14 protein-coding genes are annotated in these 17,148 nt (G+C 68.6%); 8 read left to right on the top strand and 6 right to left on the bottom strand.

Annotation, left to right across the window (positions count from 1 at the left end; all coding sequences use genetic code 11):
- The first annotated feature begins 83 nt into the window (after positions 1–83).
- The 4 genes from ACIPYT_RS14260 (at position 84) to ACIPYT_RS14245 (ending at position 4,809) form a co-directional block, all read left to right on the top strand.
- Positions 84–683: a helix-hairpin-helix domain-containing protein gene (locus ACIPYT_RS14260; protein ID WP_401075509.1), complete on the top strand. Its 600-nt coding sequence runs from the start codon at positions 84–86 to the stop codon at positions 681–683.
- Positions 680–2,965 carry a ComEC/Rec2 family competence protein gene (locus ACIPYT_RS14255; RefSeq protein ID WP_401075506.1) on the top strand — a complete coding sequence of 762 codons (2,286 nt, stop codon included), beginning with the start codon at positions 680–682 and terminating at the stop codon, positions 2,963–2,965. Before ACIPYT_RS14260 ends, ACIPYT_RS14255 begins: the two co-directional genes overlap by 4 nt.
- A 108-nt stretch (positions 2,966–3,073) precedes the next feature.
- Entirely contained in the window at positions 3,074–4,117 is a 1,044-nt protein-coding gene (holA, locus tag ACIPYT_RS14250) for a DNA polymerase III subunit delta (protein ID WP_401075503.1), read from the top strand.
- Positions 4,114–4,809 (top strand): histidine phosphatase family protein, encoded by a 696-nt coding sequence (locus ACIPYT_RS14245; protein WP_401075501.1) that lies wholly within the window; start codon positions 4,114–4,116, stop codon positions 4,807–4,809. Before holA ends, ACIPYT_RS14245 begins: the two co-directional genes overlap by 4 nt.
- A 100-nt stretch (positions 4,810–4,909) precedes the next feature.
- Here ACIPYT_RS14245 and rpsT read toward each other — a convergent pair whose 3' ends face one another.
- Positions 4,910–5,170, bottom strand: a complete 261-nt coding sequence (rpsT, locus tag ACIPYT_RS14240; protein WP_050720699.1) for a 30S ribosomal protein S20 — start codon at positions 5,168–5,170, stop codon at positions 4,910–4,912.
- Positions 5,171–5,318: 148 nt separating this feature from the next.
- Here rpsT and ACIPYT_RS14235 point away from each other — a divergent pair, with 148 nt between their 5' ends.
- Entirely contained in the window at positions 5,319–6,644 is a 1,326-nt protein-coding gene (locus ACIPYT_RS14235; protein ID WP_401075497.1) for an MFS transporter, read from the top strand.
- Here ACIPYT_RS14235 and ACIPYT_RS14230 read toward each other — a convergent pair.
- The 5 genes from ACIPYT_RS14230 to ACIPYT_RS14210 form a co-directional block, all read right to left on the bottom strand.
- Complete coding sequence (locus ACIPYT_RS14230; RefSeq protein ID WP_401075494.1) at positions 6,613–7,359, bottom strand: alpha/beta fold hydrolase; 747 nt, start codon at positions 7,357–7,359, stop codon at positions 6,613–6,615. The two genes, ACIPYT_RS14235 and ACIPYT_RS14230, sit on opposite strands and share 32 nt — an antisense overlap.
- 68 nt (positions 7,360–7,427) lie before the next feature.
- Positions 7,428–9,137, bottom strand: a complete 1,710-nt coding sequence (locus ACIPYT_RS14225) for an ABC transporter family substrate-binding protein (RefSeq protein ID WP_401075491.1) — start codon at positions 9,135–9,137, stop codon at positions 7,428–7,430.
- A gap of 118 nt (positions 9,138–9,255) precedes the next feature.
- A complete protein-coding gene (locus ACIPYT_RS14220; protein WP_401075488.1) occupies positions 9,256–11,187 on the bottom strand; it encodes a dipeptide ABC transporter ATP-binding protein in 1,932 nt (643 codons plus the stop codon).
- Positions 11,184–12,110: an ABC transporter permease gene (locus tag ACIPYT_RS14215; RefSeq protein WP_401075485.1), complete on the bottom strand. Its 927-nt coding sequence runs from the start codon at positions 12,108–12,110 to the stop codon at positions 11,184–11,186. Before ACIPYT_RS14215 ends, ACIPYT_RS14220 begins: the two co-directional genes overlap by 4 nt.
- Positions 12,110–13,093, bottom strand: coding sequence for an ABC transporter permease (locus ACIPYT_RS14210; protein WP_401075482.1), 984 nt, complete (start codon positions 13,091–13,093; stop codon positions 12,110–12,112). The genes ACIPYT_RS14215 and ACIPYT_RS14210 overlap by 1 nt, the downstream gene beginning before the upstream one ends.
- Positions 13,094–13,332: 239 nt before the next feature.
- Here ACIPYT_RS14210 and lepA point away from each other — a divergent pair, with 239 nt between their 5' ends.
- The 3 genes from lepA (at position 13,333) to hemW (ending at position 17,144) form a co-directional block, all read left to right on the top strand.
- Complete coding sequence (gene lepA / locus ACIPYT_RS14205) at positions 13,333–15,186, top strand: translation elongation factor 4 (RefSeq protein ID WP_401075479.1); 1,854 nt, start codon at positions 13,333–13,335, stop codon at positions 15,184–15,186.
- 85 nt (positions 15,187–15,271) lie between these two features.
- The gene (locus ACIPYT_RS14200) at positions 15,272–15,925 is read left to right on the top strand and encodes a DUF1990 family protein (RefSeq protein ID WP_401075476.1); all 654 of its coding nucleotides are present in this window, start codon (positions 15,272–15,274) and stop codon (positions 15,923–15,925) included.
- Position 15,926: 1 nt separating this feature from the next.
- Complete coding sequence (gene hemW, locus ACIPYT_RS14195; protein ID WP_401075474.1) at positions 15,927–17,144, top strand: radical SAM family heme chaperone HemW; 1,218 nt, start codon at positions 15,927–15,929, stop codon at positions 17,142–17,144.
- The last annotated feature ends 4 nt before the right edge of the window (positions 17,145–17,148 follow it).

Here is a 17,148-nt window from a genome sequence, read left to right as displayed (position 1 = left end):
CACAGGTGTCCGGGCGCCGGGGTTGTGCACGGAGTGTGCATACAGGGCCGTGCGGCGTCGGCGTGCCCGCCTAGCGTGGCGGGATGCCGGATGAGAACGAGACCCCGCCACCGCCGCCGCGACGACTGCGATTGAGCATCGGCGCGGCCGTCGTCGTCGCGCTCGTCGTGCTGTCGGGCGCCGTGGGCCTCGGGCTGCTGCGAGGCCAGGCGGCTCCCGCCGAGTCGATCCCGATGTCCACCGGCTCGGCGGCACCGGACGTCACCGGTGCGTTGTACGTGCACGTTCTCGGCGCCGTCGAGCATCCGGGGCTCTACGTCCTCGAGATGGACGCGCGCCTCGTCGACGCCGTGGGCGCGGCGGGTGGGACGACGGACGACGCCGATCTCGCCGCCGTCAACCTCGCCCGGGCGTTGACCGACGGCGAGCAGGTGGTGGTGCCGGTGGTCGGTGCGGCGGCGGACGCGCCGGGAGCGGCAGCGCCGGACGACGGACTGATCGACCTCAACACGGCGGATCAGGCGGCGCTCGAGACGTTGCCGCGAATCGGGCCGGCCCTCGCCGAGCGCATCATCGCCTGGCGCGACGAGAACGGACCCTTCCGTTCGGTCGACGACCTCCTCGGGGTGCCCGGTATCGGTGAGAAGCTGCTCGCCGGTATCCGCGACGGAGCTCGCGTGTGAGGCGTGACCTTCGCCTGCTGCCGATCGCGGGTGCCGCATGGGCGATCGCGTTGATCTGCGTCTTCGCTCCCGGAGCGGCGTGGGGGAGCGTCATCGCCGGATCGTCGGGCGTGCTCCTGTGCGGCGGGATGCTGCGACGCCGGCGGGTCGCGTCGGTCTGGGGCCTGCTCGTGGTGGCGTGCGCGGCGGCGACGGCCGTGTCGATCACGTGCGTGGCCGCGGAGGCGTCGCGAGACGCGGCGGCCGCGTGGGACGGCCGGGTGATCGAGGCGACGGGAGAGATCGTCTCCTCGGCGTCGCTCGGCCGCGACGGACGGCTGTGGGTCGAGGTGCAGACGATCGCGATCGGGCCGCCGGGCGCTCTGCGGCCGGCATCTGCGCCCGTGCGCATCGGCGTGGAGCCCGATGAGGGCTTCGACCTCGGCGCCTCCGTGCGCGTGACCGGCGAGGCGGAGGTGACCGATGTCGGCGAACGTGCGGCTCTGGTGGTGTTCGCGAACACGGCGACGGTCGAGCGCCCGGCAGCGGGGGTGTTCGCGGTCGCGGCGGGTCTGCGCCACTCGTTCGTGGAGCGTTCTCTCGGGCTCCCCGAACCGGGTGCGGGGCTGCTCCCCGGACTCGCCGTGGGCGACACGCGGGCCGTGTCGACCGAGCTGAACGACGCGATGCGCACGAGCGGGCTCAGTCATCTCACGGCTGTGTCGGGCGCGAACTGCGCGATCGTCGTCGGTGCGGTGTTCTGGCTCACCGGGCTGTGCGGTGCGACCAGGGGCTTCCGGATCGCCCTTGCGGCCATCGCGCTCGTGGGCTTCGTCGTGCTCGTGACGCCCGAGCCGAGTGTGATCAGGGCGGCGGTCATGGCGGGCGTCGCGATGACCGCCGTGCTTGTCGGCAGACCGAGCGCGGGCGCGGGGATGCTCGCGCTCAGCGCCACCGGCATCTTGATCGCCGATCCCTGGCTCGCCGCGACGGCGGGGTTCGCGCTGTCGGTCGCGGCGTCGGGCGCGCTCATCCTGTTGGCTCCTGCGCTCGCGCGGGGACTAGGTCGATGGATGCCGGCATCGCTCGCCCTCGCGATCGCCGTACCGATCGCGGCGCAACTGGCGTGCGGGCCGATCATCGCCCTCTTCGCCGAGCAGCAGTCGCTCATCGGCGTCGCCGCGAACCTCCTCGCCGCTCCCGCGGCGCCGATCGCCACGGTCATCGGCCTCCTCGCGTGTCTCTCGGCGCCCGTGCCGCCGCTCGCCGATCTGCTCGCCGCATCGGCCTGGCTCCCCGCGGCGTGGATCGCCATGACGGCGGAGGTGAGCGCGCGCCTGCCGTTCGCCGAGGTGCTCGTGCCGCCCGGCCTGCTCACGGCCGCGCTCGTCGCCGTCGTGAGTGCTGCCGTGGCCGTGGTACTCGGCGGCGGCCTGCGTCGGATGCCGTTCGTGCGGGGTGCCGCATCGACCGTGCTGGCGATCGCACTGGCGCTCGGGGCGTCGCATCTCGTGCTCTCGGGGCCGCTGTCCACCATGAACACGCCCGAAGGATGGTCGATCGCCATGTGCGACATCGGTCAGGGCGATGCGGTCGTCGTGCGGTCGGCGCAGCGCGTCGCCCTGATCGACACGGGGCCCGACCCGGCCCCGCTCGACGGGTGCCTGCGCGCACTCGGTGTCGACCGTCTCGACATCCTCGTCCTGACGCACTTCGATCTCGATCACGTCGGGGGAGTCGACGCCGTGCAGGGGCGGGCCGAGGTCGTGCTGCACGGTCCCCCGGGCGAGCCGGACGATCAGGCGATGCTCGACCGTCTGCAGCAGAGCGGTGCGCACCTCGTGGCGGCGTCGGCGGGACTGCGGGGGATGCTCGGGGAATCCTCCTGGCGGGTGCTCTGGCCCGCGCGCGACGAGCGGGCATTTCCGCCGGGCAATGATCTCAGTGTGGTCGTCGAGTTCGACGGCGGAGACGTGCCGCGATCGCTGTTCCTCGGGGATCTGTCCGCGGAGGCGCAGAGCGCGCTGGTGCGATCGGCCCGCGTCTCCGGGGTCTACCCGGTCGTCAAGGTATCGCATCACGGCAGTGCCGATCAGGATCCCGCGCTGTACGCCGAGGCGAGGGCGACGATCGGTCTGATCGGCGTCGGGGCTGAGAACGACTACGGGCATCCTCGTGCGGAGACGCTGGCGATGCTCGATGCCGCCGGTACCCGCGCGTTCCGCACGGACCAGCAGGGGCGTGTGCTGGTCGCCCTGCGTGACGGAGAGCTGGATGTCTGGACCGAGAAGCAGCCGCCGTGACCCGGCGGGAGAGGCGGAGGGCGTCCGGCGAGAAAAGTGCGTCCGGGCGGCGACTCCCTTGGAGCGCACGCCGCGTCGATGTCGGAGGCCCCCGGGTAGGCTGGGACCATGGCTGCTCCCCGATCCTCGTCCCGCGGAGGAGCCGCGTCGTCCAAGATCCCGCAGGTCTCGTGGCGTTCCCCGCGACCCGCGCCCGTCGTGCTCGTCTCCGGTCCCGAAGAGGTCTGTGCGGAGCGGGCGATCGCAGGAGTTCGTGACTACCTGCGCGCCGAAGACGCGGCTCTCGAGGTCACCGACGTCCGCGCCGACGACTACGCGCCGGGCACCCTGCTCTCGCTCACATCGCCCTCGCTGTTCGGGGAGCCGCGACTCGTCCGGGTCTCAGGAGTCGAGAAGTGCTCCGATGCTTTCCTGCAGGAGGCCGTGGCGTATCTCGAGCATCCGCAGGAGGGGGCGACCGTGGTGCTGCGGCACACAGGCGCCACCGTCCGCGGCAAGAAGCTGTTGGATGCTCTGCGCGCCGGCACGGGTGACGGCATCGAGATCGCGTGCCCGGCGATCAAGCGCGACGGCGATCGCGTCGACTTCGCCGCGGGCGAGTTCACCGCTGCGAAGAAGCGCATCGCGCCGGCCGCCCTCCGCGCGCTCGTCTCGGCGTTCGCCGACGATCTCACCGAGCTCGCCGCCGCGTGCCAGCAGCTCATCGGCGACGTCGAAGGCGACATCACCGAAGAGGTCATCACGAAGTACTACGGCGGCCGCGTCGAGGTGTCGGCGTTCGTCGTCGCCGACACCGCCATCGCCGGACGCTACGGAGAGGCGCTGGTCGCGCTCCGGCACGCTCTCGCTTCCGGCGCCGACCCGGTGCCGATGGTGGCCGCGTTCGCGATGAAGCTGCGCACCATGGCGCGGGTCGCCGGCATCCGCGAACCCAGTCGGCAGCTCGCCCAGCGCCTCGGCATGAAGGACTGGCAGGTCGATCGCGCACGCCGCGATCTCGCAGGCTGGAACGAGTACTCCCTCGGTCTCGCGATTCAGGCCACGGCCAGGGCCGACGCCGAGGTGAAGGGCGCCGCTCGCGACCCGATCTTCGCCCTGGAGCGCATGCTCACGGTCATCGCCACGCGCCAGCCTTTCGGAGGGGAATCATGAAGCTGCTGCTCATCCGCCACGGTCAGACGCCGAGCAACGTCATCGGCGCCCTCGACACCGGGCGCCCCGGCCCTGGCCTCACGGGGTTGGGACATGCGCAGGCCGCGGCGATCCCGGGTGTGCTGCGCGACGAGCAGATCGACGCGATCTATGCCTCGCCGCTCGTGCGCACGCAACTCACGGCCGCACCTCTCGCCGTAGACCGGGGGATCGAGATCGCCGTCGTCGAGGGGCTCGAGGAGATCTCCGCAGGCGACTGGGAGATGCACAGCGACCGCGAGGCGGTCGAGGGGTATGTGCGCACCGCCCGCAGCTGGCTGTCGGGTGACGTCGACGTCGAGATCCCGGGCGGCGAGAGCGGCACGGAGTTCTTCGCCCGCTACGACGCGGCGATCGACCGCATCGCGGCAGCCCACGCCGACGGCGCCGTGGTCGTCGTGAGCCACGGGGCGGCGATCCGCGTGTGGGCAGCCGCTCGGCTGCAGGGCATCGACCTCGACGACGCTGCCCACTGGCGGCTCTACAACACCGGCATGTGCGTGCTCGACGGCGATCCCGTCACGGGATGGCACCTGGTGTCCTGGCACGAGGAGCCGCTCGGGGGAGTGGACCTCGAAGATCCCGGAGCCCTCGATGTCCCTGCCGAGCCGGTGGGCGAGCCCGGCGATCCGGTCGAGACACCCGCGGGTTGACGGCGCCCGAGGCCACCGCACGCGCCGCCTGACTGACACGGCGCGCAGAAAGAGGAAGGGCCCGTCTCGACGAGACGGGCCCTTCCTCTGTGATCGGTGCTCAGAGAGCGGCGACCTGCTTGGCGATGGCCGACTTGCGGTTCGCCGCCTGGTTCTGGTGGATGACGCCCTTGCTGACGGCCTTGTCGAGCTTGCGGGACGCGGTCTTCAGCGCGGCCTCGGCAGCAGCCTTGTCACCCGAGGCGACGGCGGTGCGTGCGGCGCGGACGTGCGTCTTGAGCTCGCTCTTGACGGCCTTGTTGCGCTCGTGCGCCTTCTCGTTGGTCTTGTTGCGCTTGATCTGCGACTTGATGTTTGCCACGTGTGGACACTTTCTGTACAGGAGTGATTCGGAATGCCGGCGGAAGAAGAGGGCTTCCGCGCGGCGGTCGTGAGGGAAGAACCCACACGCAAGCCAAGAGTCGAGTCTACCAGCAGTCGAGCCGTTCACCCTAAACGGGCGCCTCCGGGTGCACAATCGACCTTATCCGCACCGTGTCGTGCTGCCCGCACGACCTCCTCTCACGACGCCGACGTCAAGGAGACCGATGACCGACCACCCTGCAGCGAGCGGAGAACAGACGGCCGTCGTGCGTGCGGGCGCCCGCTGGATGACCGTCTTCACGCTCGCCTGGCTCGCCATCTGGACCGTTCAGCTCACCCCCGTGCAGCTGCTCCTCCCGCTTCAGCTCGATACGCCGGAGGACGACTGGATCCGCGGCGTCGTCTCCTCCGGCCTGGTGCTCGGAGTCGGAGGCCTCGCCGGCATCGTCGCCGGCCCGGTCGCCGGTGCGCTGTCCGATCGTGCGGGCGCGGGACGACGGAGGCGGCGGCCCTGGGCGCTCGGCGGCGTTCTGCTGACGGCGGCCTGCCTGGTCGTCACCGGCTTCGCCGAGGAACCGTGGGGTGTGGGGCTCGCCTGGCTCGGGGTCTCGGTCGGCGTCGCGATGTCGTCGGCGGCCTTCACCGCGCTCATCGCGGATCAGCTCCCGAGCACCCAGCGCGGCGCCGCGTCAGCTGCGGTCGGGTCGAGCCAGGCCGTCGGGATCGTGCTGGGTGTCGGCCTGGTCGTGCTGCTCGGCCTCGGCGTGCGTGACGGCTACCTCCTGCTCGCGGCGATCATCGCCGTCGTGGGATCTGCCGCGGCATTGCTGCTGCCCGATCCGCCTGCGCCGGCGTCTCTCGTGAGGCACGAGCGAGCCCGGCATCCGCTCGCCTTCCTGCGGGATCGCGACTTCGCATGGATGCTGTCGGGCCGCCTCGTCACGAACATCGGCAACGCCCTCGGCACCGCGCTCTTCCTCTTCTATCTGCTGCACGGCCTGAACCAGGACACGGCCACCGCGCAGGACAACCTGCTGCTGCTCATCGTGGTCTACACCGTGTTCGTCGTGCTCGCCTCGGTGGTCACGGGCATCGTGTCCGACCGTACGGGCGACCGCCGCACGCTGACGGTCGTGGCGACCCTGGTGCAGGCGGCGTCCGGAGTGGTGATCGCCGTCGTCCCCTCGTTCGAGGCGACCATGGTCGCCGCCGCGCTCATGGGCGTCGGGTACGGCGCGTTCTCGACCGTGGGTCTCGCCTTCGCGGCCGATCTGCTCCCCGATGAGAAGGATCACGCGCGTGATCTCGGTGTCGTCACGGTGACGGCGGCGCTCGGCCAGTTGATCGGTCCGGTGCTCGGCGCCGGTCTCGTGGCGCTGGTCGGCGGTTTCTGGTTGGTCTTCGTCGCCGCGGCGGTGCTGTCGGCCGTCGGCGGCATCCTCACGTCTCGCGCGCGTCCGCCTCGTCGCTGAGGGCCTCGACGGTCGCGATGCCGAGTCGCAGCACGGCGTTGAACACCGTCGGCCGCATGGCTGTCACCAGATGGGAGGTGCGGGGAACCACGATGAGCTCGGCGTGCGGGGCGAGTCGGGTGAACAACGACTCGTTGATGCGCAGCTGGTCGTACTGGCCGTTGACGAACCAGAGCGGGATCTCGATCCGTGCGACAGCCGTCGCGAGGTCGAGCGCCGACAGTGCAGCGAGAGCGATGTCCTGCGTGTCCAACGCATAGCCGCCTGCCGCGAAGTCGGGCCGAGTCTCGAGGGGGATCGTCGCCTCGAGGATCCGCTCGGTCAGCCAGAGTCCGCGGTCGGGTAGATGATCGACCGCGCGCGCGATCATGCGGTACGCGGCGAGGCCCGCACCGTGGGGGAGAGCCGTGCACGAGGCCGCGATCAGCGCCGCGACGGGCGGCTTCTGCGCCCCGCCGACGTAGGCGAGCGTGAGGAGTCCGCCCATCGAGTGCCCGACCAGCAGCACGGGTCCCCGCGTCGCCGCATCGCGTACCGCCGCATCGATCGTGTGCAGCGCCTCGTGCAGGGTGAAGTCCTCCGCCATGCGCGTGCCGTGCCCCGGCAGGTCGACCGCGACGACCGGGATGCCGGCCTCCTCGAGGAACACGACCTGAGATCGCCACATCGTCGCGGACGTGCGGATGCCGTGCACGAGGACGACCTGGACTGTCACACCCTCAGCATACGAAAGCGGGGCCGGTGGTTGCCCACCGACCCCGCCTCCTCACTCAGGACGAGTGCTTACTTCTCGTAGCCCACGTTCTCCACGGGCGTGATGCCGAAGAGGTCGAGACCCACGTAGGGCTCGGGCGTGAGGTTGGCGAGGCCTTCCTTGACGGTCCAGATCTCCGGGCCGTTGAGGACCGGGATGATGCCCCAGGTCTTCGCGAAGATCTCGGACTCCATCTCCATGGCCTTCTTGGTCTGCTCCACGGGGTCGGAGATGGTCTCCAGCTCCTCGTGGATCATCTTGTCGATCTCCTCCGTGCCGGTGCCCGACAGGTTCAGGCCGCTGTCCGAGCAGTACAGCTGGCAGAACCAGGCGGCACCGAACGGGTCGGACGACGTGAAGTTGAGGAAGAAGATGTCACCGTTCTGCGTGGTGTAGTCCTCGGCGAAGTCCGCAGACGGTCGGGTATCGATCGTGACCTCCACGCCGACCTCCTTGAGCTGCGCCTGGACGGCGAGCGAGCGTGCACGCGCGGTCTCCGTGTCGGAGTGCACCGGGAAGACGAGCGACAGACGCACGCCGTCCTTCTCACGGATGCCGTCAGATCCGGGGACCCAGCCGGCGTCGTCGAGGAGCTTGTTGGCGCCCTCGGTGTCGCCGTCCTTGCGACCGGCCTCTTCCAGAGCGTTCACGTAGTCCGGCTGGAACGAGAACAGCGTGAGCGACCCTGCCGGCTCCTCGGTGTAGTTCAGACCGTTGAAGACGATCTCCTTGACCTGCTCGATGCTGATCGCCTCGAAGACAGCCTTGCGGACGTCGAGGTCGGCCAGCGCCGGGTTGGCGGAGTTGAGGGTGAAGATCGCGTTCGCGGTCGCCTGACCCTTGTAGGTCTTGACGCCGTCGAGGCCCTCGACCTGGGCGAGCAGCTCGGCGCTGCCGGTCTCGGCCATGTCGACCTCGCCGTTGCGCAGAGCGTTTACTGCGGCGGTCGGCTCCATCTGGATGAAGGTCACCTTGTCGAGGAGCGGAGCGTTGCCCCACCACTTCTCGTTCGGGACGAGCGTGACGACGCCACCGGTCTTGTCGTAGTCCTCGACCGTGTAGGGGCCGGCTGCCCACTCCGGGTGCCAGTCACCGAGGAACGCCGTGTTGAAGAGCTCCGGCGTGTTGACCGCAGGGTGCAGAAGCTGCGAGTAGACCATCTCGGGCCAGGCGAACTCGCCCTTGAAGGTGACGATGACGTCGCGGTCGTTCTCGCCGGCCTCGACGGACTCGATCTCCTTCCAGCCGTCGGTCGCGTTCGGCTGGTACTCCTCGTTGGCGCCGCTGTTGGCTTCCCACGTGGCCTTGAACGCGGTGACGTCGATGGGCGTGCCGTCGTTCCAGACCGCCTTCTCGTTGACCTTGAAGTGCAGGACGGTCTTGCCGTCCTCGACACCGAAGGAGTAGTCGTCGAGGTAGGCGTCGTTCTTCTTGACCGTGCCGTCCGGATCCATGAGCAGGATCTGCGGGCGGAACCACGTGCCGATCTGCGTGACGCGCGCGTCACCGTCGCTGTGGAAGTAGTTCAGCTGCTCGGCGATGTTCGAGACGGGGATGCGGAGCTCGCCGCCCTCGGCCAGGTTCTCGCGGGGCTGCGGATTGTAGTCCGCACCCTCGACCGTCTGAGGCGTGTCGCCCTCTCCGCTGCCACCGTTGCCTGCCGGCGCACAACCGCTCATGACGAGTGCGAGGGCGGCGCCGAGAGCAGCGATGCCCATCAGCTTCTGATGCCGTTTCATGGTACTCCTTAGTGCCTGTCGGCCTTACTTGGGGATGGAGGCAGAATAACTCCGCGTCTCGCGGGCCGAAGCAATTGCGCACCGATTCGTTATCGGACTGTGCACAACTGATTCCTCGTCAATTGGCGGGTACGGCCTGCGCATCGAATCCTTCGACGGGCAGGATGATCCGCTCGCGGGTGCGCTCGATGTCGGGGTCGGGGATCGGGATCGCCGACAGCAGTGCCTTCGTGTAAGGATGCTCCGGCGCATCGAACACCTGGTCGACGTCGCCGTGCTCCACGAACTCGCCTTTGTACATCACGGCGACGCGGTCGGCGATGTGCCGGACCACGGCGAGGTCGTGCGCGACGAAGAGGTACGACAGCCCCATCTTCGCCTTGAGCTCGTCGAGGAGGTTGATGACGCCGGCTTGGATCGACACGTCGAGCGCCGACACGGGCTCGTCCAGGACGACGACCTTGGGGTTGGTCGACAGGGCGCGGGCGATGCCGATGCGCTGACGCTGGCCACCGGAGAACGCCTGCGGGAAGCGGTCGCTGTGCGCAGGATCCAGGCCCACCAGGCTCATGAGCTCCTCGACGCGATCGAACACGTCGTCGCGGCTCATCCCGATCGCGAACATCGGCTCGGCGATGATGTCCCACACGGTCATGCGCGGGTCGAGAGCGCCCATCGGATCCTGGAACACGATCTGCAGGTCGCGACGGAGCTTGCGCTCCTCGGCGCGACTCTTGATGTCGGCGACGCTCGTGCCGCCGATGCGGATGTCGCCGTCCTCCTGCTTCACGAGGTCCATGATCTGCAGCAGCGTGGTCGTCTTGCCGCTGCCGGACTCGCCCACGATCGCGAGCGTCTCGCCCTGACGCACATCGAAGCTGATGCCCTTGACGGCGTGGACTTCGCCGACCTTGCGCTTGAACAGCGCGCCCTTCATCAGGGGGAAGGTCTTGTTGAGGTTGATCGCCTGCAGGGTGATCGGACGCTCCTCGCGGGGCAGCTTCGTGAGAGTGCTCTCGGGCACCTCGGGGGCGGGGAACACCGGCAGGCCGCCGATCGTGCCGTCGTCGTCGATGTCCTCGGCGCGGATGCACGCGACGGTGTGGTTCGCGTGACCCTCGGTCGAGATGGGAAGCAGCTCGGGCTCGCCCTGGCGACACGCGTCGATCGCGATCGGGCACCGCGCCGCGAACGGGCACGCGTCCGGGAGGTTGATCAGCAGCGGGGGATTCCCCTTGATCGGGATCAGCGGGATCTTCTCGGTCTTGTCGACCCGCGGGATCGCGCCGAGCAGACCCATCGAGTACGGCATCCGCGTGCGGTAGAAGAGCTCGCGCACCGGAGCATGCTCGACGGGCTTGCCCGCGTACATCACGAGCACGTCGTCCGCGGTCTTCGCGACCACGCCCATGTCGTGCGTGATCATGATCATCGCGGCGCCGGTCTCCTTCTGCGCCGTCGCCATGAGCTCGAGGATCTGCGCCTGGATCGTGACGTCGAGCGCCGTGGTGGGCTCGTCGGCGATGATCAGCTTGGGGTCGTTGGCCATCGCGATCGCGATCACGACGCGCTGTCGCATGCCTCCGGAGAACTCGTGCGGGAACGACTTCATCCGCCGCTCGGGCTCGGGGATGCCGACGAGCGTGAGGAGCTCGACCGAGCGGTCCCAGGCATCCTTCTTCGAGAGCCGACGGTGCACGGTCAGTGCCTCGATGAGCTGGTCACCCACCGTGAAGACAGGGGTGAGCGAGGTCAGCGGGTCCTGGAAGACCATCGCCATGCCGTTGCCCCGGATGACCGAGAGCTGCTTGTCGGACTTGCCGATGAGCTCCTGGCCGTCATACACGATGGAGCCGGTGATCTTGGCGTTCTCGTCGAGCAGCCCCATGATCGCGAGGGAGGTGACGGATTTGCCCGAGCCGGACTCGCCGACGATGCCGAGGGTCTTGCCGGCCTCGAGGTCGAAGGAGACGCCGCGGACGGCATCCACTCGGCCCGCCTCGGACGGGAAGCTGACCTTGAGGTCGCGGACGGAGAGAACAGTACTCATGCGCGACCTCCAGCCGCGGAGGTCGGGTCGAGGGCGTCGCGCAGACCGTCGGCGATGAGGGCCATCGACACGGTGAGCAGCGTGAGCGCCGCCGCAGGGAAGTAGAACAGCCACGGCGCGCTCACGAGAGTGCTGGAGCCGTAGCCGATCAGCGCACCGAGCGACACGTCGGGCAGCTTCACGCCGAACCCGAGGAACGACAGGGCGGTCTCGGTGAGCACCGCGGAAACGACACCCAGGGTGAAATTGATCACGAGAAGCGATCCGATGTTCGGCAGCATGTGCCGGATGACGACGCGCATACCCGAAAGGCCGGCGTAGCGGGCCGCGTGCACGTACTCGCGCTCGCGGATCGACAACGACAGCGTCCAGATGATTCGGGCGGGGAAGAACCAGCCCACGACGAAGATCATCACGAGTGAGATCACGAGCCAATTGCCGCCGGCGTCGTTCGAGATCATCGCGAGGATCAGGAAGTTCGGCACGACCATCATGAAGTGGATGATCGCGAGCATGATGCGCTCGTACGACCCGCCGAAGTACGCAGCCGTCGTTCCGACGATCGCTGACACGACCGTGGTGCCGATAGCGACGAGTGCCGCGATCATCATGGAGCGCTGCAGCCCCACGGCGACCTGCGCGAAGTTGTCATTACCGGAACCGTTCGTGCCGAACCAGTGGTCGGCCGATGGTCCCTTGCGCAGGTTGAGGAAGTCGAGCTCGGTGTGGCTGTAGGGCGCGATGAGCGGCCCGACGACAGCGAACAGCACGAGCGCGACGAGGATCACGATTCCGATCACGGCGCCGCGGTTGCGCATGAAGCGTCGCGTGTACAGCGACAGCATCGTGGTGCGCTTGCGATTCTTCGGCTTGTCAGGCTTCTCGGCGATCTCGGGGGACACCCCGATGGCTTCCAGGGACATCAGCTCACCCGCACTCTCGGATCGAGGACGACGACCGCGACATCGGCGAGGATCGCGCCGATGGCTGTCATGAGGGCGCCGAACGCCGCGACCGCGACGACGCCGTGAATGTCGTTGTTATTGAGGGTCGTGATGAAGTATCGACCCATGCCGTTCCAGTTGAAGATCGTCTCCGTCAGGACCGCGCCGGTGAAGACGGCCGGGATCGTGAAGGCGACCTGCGTCGTGACCGGGATGAGCGACGTTCGCAGCGCGTGCTTGCGGATCGCCTGCTGCTTGGTGAGGCCCTTGGCGCGGGCGGTGCGCACGTAGTCGGCCTTGATGTTGTCGAGCAGGAGCGAGCGCTGCAGGAAGTGGATCTGCGCGTACCCCGTGATCACGAGGCCCAAGGTCGGCAAGGTCAGATGCTGGATCACATCGAGGAGCACGGGGAAGAAGCCTTGGACACCCGGGCTGGAGGAGCCGGTGACGTAGAAGACGGTGGTGCCGACGGCGTTGTTGAAGCCGATCGCGAGCAGCACGAGAGCGAAGCCCGCGACGACCGTCGGGATGTTCATCGTGATGATGCTCGTGCCCTGGCCGATGCGGTCGGCGAGCTTGTACTGCCGCGACGCGGTGTACACGCCGAGCGCGATGCCGAGCACAGTCGTGATGATGGTCGCACCGAGCACCAGCTCAGCGCTGACCCAGACCCGGTACGCGACCTGTTCGTTGACGGACTCGCCGGTCGGGCCCAGGCCCCAGTCCCAGCGGAAGATGATCCCCGAGAACCACGTCCACCAGCGCTCGATGAGCGGAACGGACTCGCTGAGGTTGCGCGGACGGAGGAGATTGTCGATCTGATCGGCGGAGAGCGGGGGGCGTCGGCCGACGTAGTTGTTCTCGGGATCGAGATACAGCCAGGCGAGGAAGTAGGTGATGTTCGTCGCGATGACGATCATCATCAACCACCCCAGCAGGCGGCGCACGAGATACTTGATCAAGGTGATGATTCTTTCTCTTCTACAGACGCGCGCGGGGTCTGCCGACGCAACGCTGAGCCGGAGGACAGTCAATCACCATCTGCCGTTCTGCGCGACACGACACCTGCACCTGGTCTGTGACGGAGTCTTATCGCTCACGGGATCCGGTGTCACGGATGGCTCCCGGGCAACTTCGCGAGAATATCACCGGATCGCCCGAATCGGGCATTAGCCTCCCCTCACCGTAGAATCGTCGGGACATGTCACCACGCGCTCTCACTCCGCTTCAGCCTGCCGCGACGCCAGCGACGCAGATCCGCAATTTCTGCATCATCGCGCACATCGACCACGGCAAGTCGACGCTCGCCGACCGCATGCTCCAGATCACCGGCGTGGTGTCGGATCGGGACATGCGCGCGCAGTACCTCGACCGAATGGACATCGAGCGCGAGCGCGGCATCACCATCAAGAGCCAGGCCGTGCGGATGCCGTGGGAGCTCGAGGGGGAGACCTTCGCGCTCAACATGATCGACACCCCGGGGCACGTCGACTTCACGTACGAGGTGTCCCGTTCGCTCGCGGCGTGCGAGGGCGCGATCCTCCTGGTCGACGCCGCGCAGGGCATCGAGGCGCAGACTCTCGCGAACCTGTATCTCGCGCTCGAGAACGACCTCCACATCATCCCGGTGCTCAACAAGATCGACCTCCCCGCGGCCGATCCCGACAAGTACGCGAAGGAACTCGCCTCGCTGATCGGCGGCAAGCCGGAGGACGTACTGCGCGTCTCGGGCAAGACCGGCGTCGGCGTCGAGGAGCTGCTCGACCGTCTCGTGCAGGAGATCCCGGCCCCGGTGGGCGATGCGGATGCTCCGGCTCGAGCCATGATCTTCGACTCCGTGTACGACGCGTACCGCGGGGTCGTCACCTACGTGCGCATGGTCGACGGCAACCTGTCGCCGCGCGAGCGCATCCAGATGATGTCGACCGGCGCGAACCACGACGCGCTCGAGGTCGGCGTGTCGAGCCCCGAGCCGATCCCCACCAAGGGTCTCGGCGTCGGCGAGGTCGGCTACCTGATCACGGGCGTGAAGGACGTGCGTCTGTCGAAGGTCGGCGACACCGTGACGGCGGCACGCAAGCCCGCGACCGAGGCGCTCGCGGGCTACACCGACCCCAAGCCCATGGTCTTCTCGGGCATCTACCCGATCGACGGCAGCGACTACGCCGAGCTCCGCGAGGCGCTCGACAAGCTCAAGCTGTCGGACGCCTCGCTGCAGTACGAGCCCGAGACCTCGGTGGCGCTCGGCTTCGGCTTCCGTTGCGGATTCCTCGGGCTGCTGCACCTCGAGATCATCACCGAGCGTCTCTCGCGGGAGTTCGGACTCGACCTCATCACGACCGCGCCCAGTGTGATCTACGAGGTGCTGACCTCCGACACGGGCGAGACCGTAACGGTCACGAACCCCAGCGAGTACCCCGACGGACGGATCGGCTCGGTCGCCGAGCCCATGGTGAAGACCGCGATCCTGCTGCCGAAGGACTACGTCGGCACGGTCATGGAGCTGTGCCAGTCGCGGCGCGGCTCTCTGCTCGGCATGGAGTACTTCTCGGAGGAGCGCGTCGAGCTGAGGTACATGATGCCGCTCGGCGAGATCGTGTTCGACTTCTTCGACCAGCTCAAGTCCAAGACCCAGGGCTACGCCTCACTCGACTACGAGCCCGCCGGGCAGCAGGAGGCCGACCTCGTGAAGGTCGACATCCTCCTCCAGGGTGAGAAGGTCGACGCGTTCAGCTCGATCGTGCACCGCGACAAGGCCTACGCCTACGGCACGATGATGGCCGAGCGGCTGCGCAAGCTCATCCCTCGCCAGCAGTTCGAGGTGCCGATCCAGGCGGCGATCGGCGCGCGGATCATCGCCCGCGAGACCATCAGGGCGATCCGCAAGGATGTCCTCGCGAAGTGCTACGGCGGTGACATCACCCGCAAGCGCAAGCTCCTCGAGAAGCAGAAGGAGGGCAAGAAGCGCATGAAGATGGTGGGTCGCGTCGAGGTCCCGCAGGAGGCGTTCATCGCCGCGCTGTCGGGAGACGTCGAGGGCAAGGACAAGAAGTAGGTGACGCGGCTCCGCGACTCGCGTCCGAGCACGCGTGGCCATCGGTCGGGTCCCCGTCCAGGTGACCCCCGGTAGGCTGGTCATCATGCGGCGCGGGACTTTCCGAGACGACACGGTGGACTATGCGGCCGTGGGTGCGACCCACGCGCCCGATCTCATGCAGTACCCGCCGGAGCGCAGCATCCCGGCGGAGAACTCGTGGCGCATCGGCAGCGGAGCGGAACGCTTCCAGACCGCGGGCGAGTCGCTGCTGTCGTGGACGGCGCAGCGCGCATCGGGTCTGAGCGTGGAGGACGTGCGTCCCGCACCGGGCCCCGCGTATGCAGGTGTGAGCTTCGACGCGGAGGGCACCCCCATCGCGCCGAGCAAGAACGAGGTCGAGCAGCGCTTCGACACCGAGGGCACGCCGTACGCGGGCCCCGGCATGACGCTGAAGCTGCGCGGACGCATCGCCGGCATGAGCGCGGACGCCGAGCTGCGCGTGATCTCGGTCACGGAGGAGAAGCGTCGCATCGGTCTCGTGCTGGGCACGGTCGGCGGCTCGGTCGTGCGCGGCGAGGAGTCGTTCGACGTCGAGTGGCGCGAGGACAACGACGAGGTGTGGTTCACCGTGCGCGCGTTCGACGCGCCGAACGCACTGCTGTACCGCACAGTCCCCGCGCTCGTGAAGCGGCGTCGGCGCGAGCTGTTCGCGCGGTACCTGCGCTCGATCTCACCGCTCTACGCGACTCCCGTCTGAGATGGCGGGTCCCCTCCCTCTCGGTGATCCGGCTCCGGCCGACGGGCGCCTGCCGCACGACCTTCCGATCGATCCGACCGTGCCGTTCTCGGCGTACCTGCACATCCCGTTCTGCAGCGTGCGCTGCGGGTACTGCGACTTCAACACCTACACCTCGAGCGAGCTCCGCGGCGCGAAGCAGGAGGACTACGCCTCGACCCTGATCTCCGAGATCGAGCTCGCGCGACGTGTGATGTCGGATGCCGGCGCCGTGCGCCCCATGGACACGGTCTTCTTCGGAGGCGGCACGCCGACCCTGCTTCCCGCCGGTGACCTGGCCAGGATGCTGGGCGCCGCGACCGAGGCGTTCGGACTCGTCGACGGTGCCGAGGTCACGGTGGAGGCGAACCCCGACACCGTGACGCCCGAGGTCGCGCGCACTCTCGCGGACGCGGGCGTGACGCGGATGTCGGTCGGCATGCAGTCCGCCGTGCCGCACGTGCTGGCGACCCTCGACCGCACGCACCGGCCCGAGAATGTGCGCACGGCGGTCGCGGCCGCGAAGGATGCCGGGCTCGCGGTCAGTGTCGACCTCATCTACGGTGCCCCCGGCGAGTCGCTCGCCGACTGGGAGGCGTCGATCGATGCGGCGCTCGACCTCGAGTCCGACCACATCTCGGCGTATGCGCTCATCATCGAGGACGGCACGAAGCTCGCGCGGCAGATCCGCCGCGGTGAGGTGCCCACGCCCGACGACGACCTCCAGGCCGACATGTACGAGCTGGCCGATGCGCGCCTCGCCGCGGCCGGGTTCGAGTGGTACGAGGTCAGCAACTGGTCGCGGAGCCTCGATCAGCGATCACGGCACAACCTCGCGTACTGGCGGGGGAGCGACTGGTGGGGTTTCGGTCCGGGGGCACACAGCCATGTCGCGGGTCTGCGGTGGTGGAACGTGAAGCATCCCGCTGCGTACGCACAGCGCCTCGCGGCATCCGAGTCGCCGGCGGCGGGCACCGAACGGCCGGACGCCGAATCCCGGATGCTGGAGCGCATCCTGCTGCTCAGCCGCATCCGTGAGGGGATCGCGACCTCGGAACTCCCGCCGGAGCGGCGCGAGCGGGTCGCCGGCCTCATCGCCGACGGCCTCGTGGATGCGTCGGCCGCGGTGCGCGGACGCGTGCAGCTCACGCTGCGGGGGCGCCTGTTGGCGGACGCCGTGGTGCGCGAGCTCACGGACTGAATCG

This window comes from Microbacterium sp. NPDC089695, from assembly GCF_044749085.1.
In the GTDB taxonomy this organism is placed as follows: Bacteria; Actinomycetota; Actinomycetes; order Actinomycetales; family Microbacteriaceae; genus Microbacterium.
This window is presented reverse-complemented; position numbering and strand designations above follow the sequence as displayed.